This is a genomic window from Leptospira chreensis (assembly GCF_016919165.1).
GTDB lineage: Bacteria > Spirochaetota > Leptospiria > Leptospirales > Leptospiraceae > Leptospira_A > Leptospira_A chreensis.
The window spans coordinates 35,282-48,098 of sequence record NZ_JAFFPS010000016.1 but is presented as its reverse complement, the minus strand read 5'-3'; the positions used below and the strand labels follow the sequence as shown (position 1 = coordinate 48,098).

Genomic DNA, 12,817 nt, shown 5'->3' with positions numbered 1-12,817 from the left:
ATTAAAAATGGAAACAAATATGGACAAGAAAACACCGAAGCTAAGTCTGTATTTGTATTTTGCCAAGTATGGCCAGAGTTTTCGGTAAATCTTCACGTATGAGAACCTTATCCCTCGTTTTCTTTCTCTTGTCCCTCACTTTTTGCCGAAAGGAAACTCTCGATTTTGACCTAAAAATCGCACTTCCTTCCGATCCTGCCCATTTGGACCCGCTCTATATCACTGACTTGTCTGGCCAGAAATTGGCAAAATTCCTGCACCAGGGCCTCTTTTCCCGCAAGACCAAGGGTTTTCAGTCGCCTTGGATTCTCTCTTACCAGAAAATTTCCCACCCAAACAAGGAAATCTGGCGTTTCCAACTCCGCCCTACAGCGCCTCCCGTGGAAGATATCCAGTTCAGTTTATCACGACTCATAAAGGAAACGTATCCGAGAAAGGGAGATTACCAGTTCTTACTGGCAGTTCGTTCTTTATCCGAAAACCAACTGGAGTTAGAATTTCAAAAGGGCACCATGGAAACGGAATGGAAAGAGAAACTCAGTTTACCTTTTGCATCCATCATCGGCAAAGCGGAATGGGAACACGAAGTTTTGCATACTTATGGAAAATACAAACTGATCACATGGAAAAAAAATGAATTCATAGACTTAAACTTTAATGGAGAAACAGATCCCAACTTTCCGAAGAAGATCCGATTTCTGATCTTACCTCAATCTTCTACTTCTTTATTTTTGTATCGCAAGGGCCAGTTAGATGCCTTCAAACTCACTGACTTTCTTCTTTCTCTGCCGGAAGCAAATCAAGAATCTACGCTGACTAAAAAAGGAAGATCGGTTCAATACGTGGCCATCAACCAAAACAATCCTTGTTTTGATCATCACTTTCGATCGGCTCTCAATTTATCCATCCCTCGAAATTTGATCATTCAGAAATTGTTAGAAAATCATGCAGATTTAACTTATGGACCCATCCCTTTCCATTATTTGGGAAATATGGTAAAAGTAAAAAATAACCAAGTGGAAAACTATAACAAGGATTTAGCGATTACAGAATTAAAATTGTCTACTTGTTATCCCAAAATCAAAACCACAATTTTGGAATTTCGGATGCGTGGGGATGACGAAAACCAAGCCAAAGGACGCGCCATCAAACAAGCATTAGAAGAGATTGGTCTTACGATCAAATTAAGACCAATGGAGAAAGCACCCCTATACAAAGAAAACGGAGAAGGGAAAGGAGATCTCACTCTTCTTACTTGGTATTCTGATTTTGATTCTGTTTGGAATTTTTTAGACCCGCTCTTTCATCCAGAGAAAGTGGGGAATGGAGGAAATCGTTCCTTCTATCGTAATCTTGAGGTTGGTAGAATTCTAGACAAACCTTCCAAAACGGATGAGGATGCTCTCCGAGCCATTGAGAAAATCAGAGAAGATAAACCCTGGATTTTCCTTTGGTCTATCCAGGAAAATTATTTGGTGTCTAAGGATTTTCTTCGTTATAACGCGCTCGCCGATTTTCTATAAGTGGTGGCTCTAATTCCACTGAGTCTACAGCCGTTGGCTGGATACGACTCCCTTGTGCGTCATAAGTTGAAATTTCAGAATCATCATCGATTAATTCTGGCTTAAGGTTTGAGTTTTGTGTTGGAGGTTCTTGTTTTACAAAACCAGCACGTTTGGGAGGTAAGTCCCCGATATAATAATACTGCGCATACAGTGGCACCTTACAAATGTAATTTGGTGTTGTTTCCATAATGGTTCCATCATCCGCACAAACATCCACTTTAACGAAGTCTCCCACAAAATTAGAAATCAGTTGATTTCCCATTCCGAGTTTTGATTTTACATTTTGTGTGTATCTGTACCAAATCCCACCAGAGACTCCAGATCCCGATCCGGGGAAAGGAGCTCCTTCATCATGACCTACCCAAACGACTGTTACATTTCTAGGAGTGAGCCCGGCAAACCATACATCGCGAACACCTTTCAGTCCCTTCCATCTGGATGATTTTAATTTAGGAGATTGCACCGTACCCGTTTTTCCGGCATATAAAAAAGGTTCTCCTTCCTTTTTCTTTAACGTCATGGTGCCTTCTTCGGTAAGCACAGATTGTAAAGTGTTGATAGCCATGGCACAGGCAACAGGATCTAATATTTGTTCTGCGGCCTCATTGGCAACCGTGCTATAAAATTCATTCCCATCTAAGTCGGTAATTTTGATAATTTTTCTTGGTGTGACTCGCCTTCCCCCATTCATTAGGGTGGCATAAATGACAGAAAGTTCCATAGGGCTGAGTTCGCCAGAACCAAGTGCTAAAGATAAATTTCTTTGGAACCGGGCATCGGCCTCTTCCTCTGGGATGGAAAGAATCGCACTTAGTTTTTGAACAAAATAAGAGATTCCAATTTCATGTAATAATTTTACAGAAACTGTATTCACAGATTGGGCAAGGGCTTGCCTCACAGTAATATCACCCTTATATCCCTTATACCAGTTCTTAGGTGAATAACCAGAGATGTCTAATTTTTCGTCTTTGATTTTGGAAGAGGGATTCACAATCCGTTTCTCAAAGGCAAGTGCATAAACAAGAGCTTTGATTGTTGATCCCGGTTGGCGTCTCGCATCCTCTGCACGATTGAATCGGAATACATTCGATATTTTATATCCACCGACCATGGCTTCCACGTCTCCGGTTTCGGGATCAAGGGAAATCATAGATCCACTCAGCTGGGGTAAAATGGCCCTGGTGACTTCTGCTAAGTCCGCCTTACCTTTGTTTTGGTATTCGGATTCTTGTTTTGTCAAATCGGCTCTGACTGAGTCCACACCGACACGTAACGCATCTTCGGCGAGTCTTTGTTTTTCCAAATCCAATGTAGTATAAACAAGTAATCCCCGTTCTTCTAAATCTTCATTGGAAAATCGTTCTAAAATAAACCGTCGAATCTCCGAATTAAAATCGGGAGCTAAATTGACACGGAAATCCTTATCGGCACCGTATTTTCCAATTTCGCTAGAGTATTTAGGATTTCCATCCTCGTCCTTGAATTCTTTGACTTTGTAGATCGTTCGAAATTTTTTTAAGTTCAGTTCAATCGAATCAGAAAACTTATGTGGGATTTCTTTTTCAGAAGGATGGAGTTCTGGATTTCGTGCCATATCATATAACACGCGTTTTTGCCTAGAAAGAGCGATTCCTAAATTTCGAACTGGATTGTATACACTTGGTGCGGGAATGATTCCAACAAGAAGGGCTGCTTCTTCAGGACTGAGCTCCGAAGCGGGTTTACGAAAATAATACCTTGCCGCCTCTTCCACACCTGTATTCCCTTCACCCAAAAAAATTTGGTTTAGATACATGGCTAAAATTTCTTCTTTAGAGTATTGGCTTTCTATATAGAATGTACAATAGAGTTCTGTCAGTTTATTGAATAAATTTCGTTTTCCTAAGTTTAACGTGAGTTTGGCTAACTGCTGGGAAATGGTAGACCCACCTTGCGACAATCGAAACTGTACTAAGTTGGTTACAACCGCACGACCAATGGCCGTATAATTCAATCCAGAATGAGAAAAAAACTCTCGATCTTCCGAAGAAAGAACGGCCCAAACAATCACATTATGTTTTGCTAAATTATCAGTGCGGATGGGCCTGAAGTTACGACGATAGAATTCCCCCATCACCTTCCCACTGCGGTCTAAAATTTTGACAGACTTGGGTTGAAAACTATCGTAAAAGTTGGATACTTCCGATCGGTATTTCTCGAGTGATTTATGGACACGAGCTTCCTCACCTGACCAAACCACATAGGCTCCACCCAAAAAGAAAAAAGACAAAAAGATTCCAAGTACAAGCCCGAGTGTGAAAAATCGGACTCGCCGTACCCAGAAAAAACGAAGAAGATCTGTTAGGTGTCCATACAATACTTCTAAGATGAGAACAAAGGAACTAGGTTGCTGGTTCATTTCTTTTTACCTTTGGATTTTGGAAAAACAAGTTTTTCCACTTCTTCAAAACGTGTTACAGGATAGAAGGTCACCCCACGTTTGACATAGTCAGGGATTTCTTGGAATGCCCTTTCATTGTCTTTCGGGAAAATGATTTTTTTGACACCAACTCGTTTGGCGGCTACGATCTTTTCACGGAGTCCCCCAATCGCAAGAACCTCACCAGTTAACGTGAGTTCACCGGTCATACCGAACCCCGGCGCAATGACCTTGTCGGTTACAAGGGAGAGAATCGCAGTTGCCATGGTAATCCCAGCGCTTGGGCCATCTTTGGGAGTCGCACCATCAGGAACATGTAAGTGGACAGCCTTTTTATCAAACAAAAGATCGTTATTGATATAATTCTTAACAAAAGACAAAGCAATGGTCGCTGATTCTTCCATCATTTTTCCCATCTGCCCTGTCAGAGTGATTCCTCCCTTTCCAGGAATGAGAACCGCTTCAATGAGAAGAGTAGATCCACCCGCATTGGTCCAAGCAAGGCCAAGGGCCGTTCCCGGAACCTTAGGAATGGTCATACGATCATCCACAAACGGTGGAGTGCCAAGGTAATCTACCAAATCCTTTTCTCGAATTTCTTTGGAATATTTTTCCTTTAACACCTGTTTTAAGGCAATTTTACGAACTAACTTATCGAATGTTTTTTCAAGTCCACGTAGTCCCGACTCACGAGAATAAGAATTGATGAGTAAGGCCACCGTTTCTTTTTTCATCGAAAAAGAATTTGGGTTCAAACCATTCTTTTCAAAGATTTTTTTCCAAAGGTACTTTTGAAAGATCTGCACTTTTTCTTCCGTGATATAACCGGAGAGTTGGATGACTTCCATACGATCGAGTAAGACACGCGGGATCGGTTCAAACGTGTTGGCTGTAGCAATGAACAAAACATCTGACAAGTCAAAAGGTAAATCTAAATAGTGATCGCGAAAATTGGAATTTTGTTCTGGATCTAAAACTTCAAGGAGGGCTGCTTGCGGATCCCCTTGGTAACCTTGGGACATCTTATCAATTTCATCTAGTAAAATCACAGCATCTCTTTCTTTTGCGATCTTTAGGGCACTGATGAGTTTTCCAGGCATAGCTCCAATATAAGTGCGTCTATGCCCTTTGATTTCTGCTTCATCCCTCACTCCACCAACAGAGAACCGGTAGAACTTTCTCCCCAAAGCTTCCGCTACAGACTTAGCAATGGATGTTTTCCCCACACCAGGAGGGCCCACCAAACAAAGGATCGATCCTTTGCTTTTGGGATTTAATTTATGAACTGCTAAAAATTCTAAAATCCTTTCCTTTACATCTTCTAGTTTGTGATGGTCTCGGTTTAGAATTTTTTTGGCATGGATCAGATTGACTTCCTTTTCGGCAGGTTTTTCCCAAGGAAGGGCATCTACCAAATCCAAATAGTTTCGGATCACATTATAATCACTGGAAATCGGATCGGAGTTTTTGAATTTATCAATTTCCCTATCCACTTCTACAATGATTTCTTCAGAAACAGGAATTGCCTTGAGTCGCTCTAAAAGTTTTTCGTATTTGATTTCTGTTTTGTCTTCACCGGCACCTAACTCTTGCTGGATGGCTTTTAGTTGTTCCCTGAGAAAAAACTGGCGTTGTTGGTTGTCTATTTTATCGTTGATTTGTTCTTGGATTTTTTTCTGTAAAACCACCAACTCGATTTCTTTTTTAAGGTATAATAATACTTTTTCTAAACGATCGTTGATTTGGATGGCACCAATCACTGATTGGTATTCTTCTTTTTCTAAATTCAAAATGGAACAAACAAAATCAGCCATTTTCGCTGGTTCGTTCACATTCATCATCGTAAGTTTCATATCCTCAGTAAACAAAGGATTGTTTTGCGCAAGTTCCTTTGTCAAAATGAGTAAGGTTCGCATCAGAGCCTTGATATTATTTTTACTTGTACCGAGTTCTTCTTCCGGATAACTTACGTTAGCAATAAGTATTGGTTCTTTTGTATGGATCGAATTGATTTTAAATCTTTGGATGGTGTTCACAAGGATATTCATCCCACCATCAGGCAGATTGATTTTTTTTAAAATTCGAGCCACAACCCCTATTTGAAAAATATTATCCTCGGAAGGAAGGTCCGACTCATCTTCTTTTAAAAGAATGAGACCCACAAAACCTGCACCCTTCGATGACTCTTCAATGGAATGAATGAAACGACCTGGGGGAACAATTAATGGAGTGATGATTCCTGGGAATACAGGTCTTACCTTAATGGGGAGAAGGAAAATTTGTTTCGGAAGCGAATCTTCCAATCTCGCCAATTTTGTTGGGTTTTCCCAAAATTCATTTGTTTCCAATCGGAGTCCTACCTTATGATTCTATCTTATCGGGCCCTAGTGCTAACATTTTATCACGAAACATAGCGGCCTTTTCAAAATCCAAGTCGGATGCAAAACGTAACATTTCTCGTTTCAATGCATCGCGTAACTTGTCTTTGGTTTTGTATTTCTTCAGGGTAAATTCTTTTTCCATTTCCCTGAGAGCTTCTTCTTTACTGTTTTCTTCCGCCATTTCTCGCGGTAGAATGTCATGGATTTCTTTAATGATACTTTGAGGTGTGATCCCCATTTTTGTGTTGTGAGCTTCCTGGATTAGACGGCGTCGCTCTGTTTCGCTGATTGCTTTTTTAATCGAATCAGTCATTCGGTCTGCATAAAGAATGGCCTTACCGTTTACATTCCTTGCCGCACGTCCAATGGTCTGGATGAGGGATTTATAATTTCGAAGAAAACCCTCTTTATCAGCATCCAAAATGGCAACGAGAGAAACCTCAGGGAGGTCCAAACCTTCTCTGAGTAAATTGATCCCAACAATACAATCATAAACACCTTTGCGTAAGTCTCTGATGATTTCTGTTCTTTCAATGGTATCAATTTCAGAATGTAGGTAAGCAATCTTCAAACCCACTTCTTTATAATAATCCGTTAGATCTTCCGACATTTTTTTTGTCAGAGTGGTGATGAGGATTCGTTCTTTTTGTTCGATCCGAAGTCGGATTTCGTTTAATAAATCTTCGATTTGATTTGTGGTCGGACGAACTTCCACAACAGGATCAAGTAGTCCTGTAGGCCGAATGATTTGTTCAATGACTGCTTCACTTTTATTAATTTCATTTTGGTCCGGTGTGGCAGAAACATACAAAGTCATCGGAGTTAAGGTTTCGAATTCCTGAAAATTCAAAGGTCTGTTATCGAGAGCGCTCGGAAGTCGAAACCCAAAGTCAACTAACGTTAGTTTTCTGGACCTATCTCCGGCATACATACCTCCGATTTGCGGAAGAGTTACGTGAGATTCGTCAATGATGAGTAAAAAATCCATATTGGGAAAATAGTCGAGTAAACAAGCCGGCCTTTCCCCTTCCTGTCTTCCTGTTAGGTGGCGAGAATAATTTTCGATCCCACTACAATACCCAAGTTCCACAAGCATTTCCATATCGTAATTGGTTCTGGATTCGATTCGTTCGGCTTCTAAATGTTTTCCTTGTTTGAGGAATTTTTCTTTTTGTTCCGCCATCTCTTCTTTAATTTTTTCGATAGCGTCTTTGATTTTTGGGCCTGAGGTGATAAAGTGTTTTGCTGGATAAACAACCACTCGGTCTAACTTGGTTTTTACCTTTCCCGTCAGCGGATCAATTTTCGAAAGCCCATCAATTTCATCCCCGAAGAGTTCAATCCGAATTCCTTCCTCTTGGTAAGAAGGCATAATTTCAATGGTATCTCCACGAACACGGAAATTTCCCCGGCTAAAATCAATATCGTTGCGAGCATATTGGATATGTAAAAATTTTCTAATAATTTGGTCCCGATCGATTTTATCCCCAACATTCAACATGACTACCGAGTTCATATAGTCTTCGGGAGAACCCAAACCATAAATACAGGAAACAGAACTGACAATGATCACATCATCTCGTTCGAGTAAACTTGATGTTGCACGTAATCTAAGTTTGTCGATTTCCTCATTCATTGACATATCTTTTTCAATAAATGTATCGGAAGAAGGAACATAAGCTTCTGGTTGGTAATAATCGTAATAAGAAACAAAGTATTCTACAGCATTTTCTGGAAAAAAGTCTTTAAACTCCCGAAAGAGCTGTGCCGCCAGTGTTTTGTTATGTGACAAAATGAGAGTTGGTTTTTTAACACGGGTGATGACCTCGGCCATGGTAAAGGTTTTTCCAGAACCAGTCACACCAACTAGTGTAATTTTATTTTTACCTTCGCCGAAGGACTTTGCAATATTTTCAATTGCTTCGACCTGGTCTCCGGCAGCCTTAAAAGGAGAAACCATTTTGAAATTTGCCATAGGGACCTATGTTAGTTTACGAGTTGCTTTCAGTATAGCTTGTTTTCGATTGTCGCTGATTTCTAAATCAACGGAATCAAAAAGTTTTTGCATGACCATCATACCACGCATGAGTGTTGCTGTGGAAGAAAACTTACCTCTCTGAATATCATCTTCTAGATTAAAGTCTTTTACAGTATTGATCATTTCTATGGTGAAAGTATTGTGTTTGTCGATTTTAAAAATCACTTCCACACCACCACCGTCACCATACTTTGCTGCGTTTTCTACTGCTTCTACAGTCGCAATACAAAGATCCATTCGTAACTCTTCAGCGATTCCATTCCGTTTCAGAAAATAATCTAACCTCGCCCTAACATATTGCATCGGGTTGTAGGAAAGTGCACCAAGGATTACGAACTGTTCGGTGGTTCCCATCTTACGAATGATAGGAGAAGCGTCGGGAAGTAGATACTCCCTTGGGTCAATGGGATTTGTTGTGATGATTCCGTCTTTGATTAAGTCTTCAAGGAGAGCCGTCATAACTTCCAAAGTCGTATTTGGATTGTCCTTGAATTTTCTCTGGGTTTCCATAAACACCCAAGAGTGAAAATCGTTCACATTCCCCGAGAGGCCATTGGAGAACAAAGTCTTCACTTCTTTCTCTAACTCAGTTCTGGAGAGAGGGAACGGCATATATTCCCATTTCAACGGGAACGGAGGAGTTGTAAATTGTTTTATCCTTTAGGGATTAGTCCGTGTTTTCTCTTGACGCAGTGCTTCATAAAGTACAATGGCCACAGCATTGGAAAGATTGATAGAACGACTCACCTCTGCCATAGGTAAGGAAATAATATGTTCTGGAGGGCAGGACTTATGGATTTCTTCGGGAAGTCCTGATGTTTCCCTTCCAAAAAGAAAGACATCCGTCGCCTGAAAGTCCACATCCCAGTAAACCTTAGTTCCAAACTTAGAAACCAGGAAAATCCGGCTTCCTTCCGCCTCTTTTTTGGCGCGAAACTCTTCGAAATCGGCAAATCGTCTTAAATCCAAATCCTTCCAATAATCAAGACCGGCCCGCCGGACGGCCTTTTCGGAAAGGTCAAAAGACGGCTCCCCCACAATGGAAAGAGGGACTCCGACATTGACACAAAGGCGAGCGATGTTTCCCGTGTTAGGTGGGATTTCGGGACGGTAAAGTGCGATCTCCAAATCGTGAATTACTTCTTGGTCTTTTTTTCCAAAGATTTTTGAAGGGCGAGTCCAAAACTAGAGACAGATCCGGAAGTTTCTTCCTTGGACATATATTCTTGGTATTCCATTCGATCCTTGGCTTCGGATGCTTTAGAAATAGACAAAGCAATTTGTCTTTTTTCTGGATTGATTTCCATTACAAAAACTTCTAATTTTTGACCGGGGTTAAATACCGTATTTAAAGGAGTTCGCGAAGGTACACCCGTTTCTTTGTTTGGCACAAGACCGGAAAAATCATCACCTAACCGAACAAAGAGTCCAAATGGTTTGATCGATTCTAAAGTTCCAGATACAATGTCCGATTCTTTAAAAGGAAGTTTTCCAGACCATGGATCACTTAGGAAATCTTTTACACTGAGAGAGATTTTGTTTGTGGACCAGTCCAGAGTCAGGATTTTTGCACGAAGAGATTCTCCCACACGAAATTCCGTTGTGAGGTCGGCGTTCTTTTTGTATGTTGCTTCCGATTGCGGAACCAAAGCATCAAACCCATCCATGTCTACTATGAGACCAAACTTATGAATGCTTTTGACTGTACAGGAAACAAACATTCCCGCCTTCAACTCTTCACGTAACAGTTGTTTTTTGGTCTCTCTTTCTTTATCAGCAATTTTTTTCTGAGATAAAACAATTTTGTTTTGTTTTTTGCCAATTTCCGAAATCACAAATCTGATTCGTTTTCCAGCAATGTTTGTACCTTTTAAGGAAACATCCAATTGGCTAAAGGGAACAAAGGCAGAATAACTACCCAGTTTGACATCCCAGCCGCCATTTGCTTCGACGAGCATTTGACCAAGTACAGGGATTTCGTACTGCGCTGCCATCTCCATATGTTCTTCTGTTAGGTTGTCTCCAGAAAGACAGGTGGTAAAATAAAAATCGCCAGAGTTTTCTTTTAAAAAATAAACAACCAGAGAATCACCAACCTTAGGGGATACTTCTTCTCTCCATTCTTCAATGGAAATATTTCCTGTGATTTTATTTTCTACAGTACGAATGAAAACATAATCATTCTTAACAGCTGTTACTTTGGCTTCATGACGTGAGCCAGGTTCGATGGATTGTCTTTTTTTAAAACTTTCTTCTAATAAACGTTCAAATTCTGAGGATGGGCCTTTCATTTTGCGGTTCCTTCCTTGGTGGGTTTTGGGGTATAGACCAATTTTCCTCCTAATACCATGGATTCAATTGGAAATATTCCGGAAGCGCGTTTCAAAGGATTTTCGTCATGCACTGAAAAATGGGCAGGGCCACCGATCCGGATCTTTCCCTCGTGATCAGCACCAATAAAGGAACAAGTCTTTAGGGTCAGAGTTTGGAGGATCTCCCGACGAATCTGTGGCAAGGTCTCTGGATCCGCATTGGTGGGTCGTAAACTAGGAGAAAAACTGCCAAAAAGCGAAGACCAAAATCCCGGTTTGCCTGCGGGAGCATCCGCTTTATCTTTAGGTCGTTTTGCCAAAAGACTCTCCCAAAGTCGCACTTCTACAATGGCAGCCTGCCCAGGGAAAAGTCCCCAATGCCCGGCCCCACTGGCAAAAAGGAGATTCCTTCTGGCTTCAACTTCGGTTTGGAAGGTTTTTTGGTATTCCGAAAAAGAGTTACTGGTAAGGTTTCCCTCCTCTTCTTCCCCATCTGGTTCCGTGGAGATCGCATCCTTCCAACGAGATCCAAAGACGGAATGGAGGCGAGACCAAACTTGGATCTCTTCTTTCCAATCTTCTGGTTTTTGTTTTAGGCTTTGGAGATACAAAATGGATAACATGGGAGCCCAGCGGAAGTCCCGTTTTTGGGCTCGGTAGAGATTGGTTCCTTCCGGCATAGGATGGAAGATCACAGGAAAACCTGTATCCAAAGCATCTTCCCAGCTGGTTTTGTCCGAGAAAGTATAGGCCACAGGAAGGTATCCTTTCTCTTCTCCTTCTCTTCGTTTGGCATAGAGTTCGGTTTGCGAAAACCCTCGGTTTTCCACTTCTTTTAAAAAAATGGGGAGGTGGCGATTTCGTTTGGGATCCAGGGCCAGAGTAAGACCCGAAGTGTAAAGGCCACCTTCTCCCACAGACAACTCGGAATATAAAGCCGGTTTTTGGGATTGGGTGAGGATGGGCGAAAGCCATTTCGATTTGATGATTTCATTTTGTAAGTGGGAAAGATTAGGATCCCCTACAGATTCAATATGACTAAATCCTGCAGCGAGATACCCCGAAAGGTATGTGGGAAGTTCTTCGCGGCCTGTTTTTCCGCCACGAGAATTCGATCCCAAAGTGACAGAAGCATCACAAAATCCAGGCAATAAGTACTTAGGATGTACAATGGGTGTACTTTCTTTCAAAGAAATGATTTTCCCTTGCACCACCTCTAAATCAACAAATCCACCAAAATTGGCTTTTTCACTGTTCCAGATCCGCACTGATTTCATTTTCAAATTTTGAGACAAAAGTATCGTGGGGGCAAAAGCCGATAGAAATAAGGAGAGGAATAGAAGCCTGCGGTTTTTCATACTAGCGGTCTTAGTTACCTTGACAGTAAGGACTAGAATGGAAAAGATTTCGGGTATGGGAAAGGAAACAAGCGAGATTTCTGATCACATCAAATTACACATCGAAAATGGGAAAATTCTCTCGCTAAAGACTCACCGGGTCTCCAAATCCGTTGAGGAACACATCAAGGAGGCCGTAGGCCTTATCCTGGATCGTCTCACCTACCCCACTCTTGTCCCGACTCTCTATACCATCATCAAAGAACTGGCCATCAATGCCTGCAAAGCCAACCAAAAACGTGTCTTTTTTGAAGAACGCGGATACAGTATGTTAAACCCATCGCAATATGCAAGGGGAGTCAGAGAGTATCGCGAAATGTTTTCAGAAGAGATGTCCAACGAATTTGGAATGAAAGCCAAAAAGAAAGGATACTATTGTTTAATTAACTTTAAATTCACTGACGATGGAATCACCATCGAAGTCATCAACAACACACCCATTGCCAAAGAAGAAGAAAAAGCAATTAGAGAACGATTGGAGAAAGGAATGGTGTATGATGACATCGCTCAGTTCTACATGGACAATGCTGACACCACAGAAGGTGCAGGTCTTGGCCTTGCTCTCATTCTCATTATGCTCAAAGGGGAAGGTATCGACCCTAATTTCTTTCGCATCATCATCGGAGAAGATTCCACCATCGCTCGTTTGGAAATTCCTCTCTCTGATAAGTTCATCTCTGTCCGCGACCCCAACCAAATTTAAAT

At 41.3% G+C, this 12,817-nt stretch carries 9 protein-coding genes; 2 read left to right on the top strand and 7 right to left on the bottom strand.

What is annotated here, in order from left to right; all coding sequences use genetic code 11:
* Positions 1-98 precede the first annotated feature (98 nt).
* Positions 99-1,523, top strand: coding sequence for an ABC transporter substrate-binding protein (locus tag JWG41_RS05290; RefSeq protein ID WP_205268897.1), 1,425 nt, complete (start codon positions 99-101; stop codon positions 1,521-1,523).
* Here JWG41_RS05290 and JWG41_RS05285 read toward each other — a convergent pair.
* From JWG41_RS05285 to JWG41_RS05255, 7 genes are read right to left on the bottom strand one after another with little or no spacing between them, the layout of a single operon-like run.
* Positions 1,480-3,963, bottom strand: coding sequence for a transglycosylase domain-containing protein (locus tag JWG41_RS05285; RefSeq protein WP_205268896.1), 2,484 nt, complete (start codon positions 3,961-3,963; stop codon positions 1,480-1,482). The two genes, JWG41_RS05290 and JWG41_RS05285, sit on opposite strands and share 44 nt — an antisense overlap.
* Positions 3,960-6,332: an endopeptidase La gene (lon, locus tag JWG41_RS05280; protein WP_205268895.1), complete on the bottom strand. Its 2,373-nt coding sequence runs from the start codon at positions 6,330-6,332 to the stop codon at positions 3,960-3,962. The genes JWG41_RS05285 and lon overlap by 4 nt, the downstream gene beginning before the upstream one ends.
* Before the next feature lie 13 nt (positions 6,333-6,345).
* A complete protein-coding gene (gene uvrB / locus JWG41_RS05275) occupies positions 6,346-8,340 on the bottom strand; it encodes an excinuclease ABC subunit UvrB (RefSeq protein ID WP_205268894.1) in 1,995 nt (664 codons plus the stop codon).
* A 6-nt stretch (positions 8,341-8,346) separates the two neighbouring features.
* The gene (locus tag JWG41_RS05270; protein ID WP_205268893.1) at positions 8,347-9,015 is read right to left on the bottom strand and encodes an ATP-binding protein; all 669 of its coding nucleotides are present in this window, start codon (positions 9,013-9,015) and stop codon (positions 8,347-8,349) included.
* Between the two features lie 48 nt (positions 9,016-9,063).
* On the bottom strand, positions 9,064-9,531 hold the full coding sequence (locus JWG41_RS05265) for a tRNA (cytidine(34)-2'-O)-methyltransferase (RefSeq protein ID WP_205268892.1): 468 nt from the start codon (positions 9,529-9,531) through the stop codon (positions 9,064-9,066).
* 8 nt (positions 9,532-9,539) lie between these two features.
* A complete protein-coding gene (locus tag JWG41_RS05260) occupies positions 9,540-10,694 on the bottom strand; it encodes a S1 RNA-binding domain-containing protein (protein ID WP_205268891.1) in 1,155 nt (384 codons plus the stop codon).
* A complete protein-coding gene (locus JWG41_RS05255; RefSeq protein WP_205268890.1) occupies positions 10,691-12,073 on the bottom strand; it encodes a hypothetical protein in 1,383 nt (460 codons plus the stop codon). Before JWG41_RS05255 ends, JWG41_RS05260 begins: the two co-directional genes overlap by 4 nt.
* 37 nt (positions 12,074-12,110) lie before the next feature.
* Between JWG41_RS05255 and JWG41_RS05250 the strand changes: the two genes are divergently transcribed.
* Positions 12,111-12,815, top strand: a complete 705-nt coding sequence (locus JWG41_RS05250; protein ID WP_135577241.1) for a histidine kinase — start codon at positions 12,111-12,113, stop codon at positions 12,813-12,815.
* The last annotated feature ends 2 nt before the right edge of the window (positions 12,816-12,817 follow it).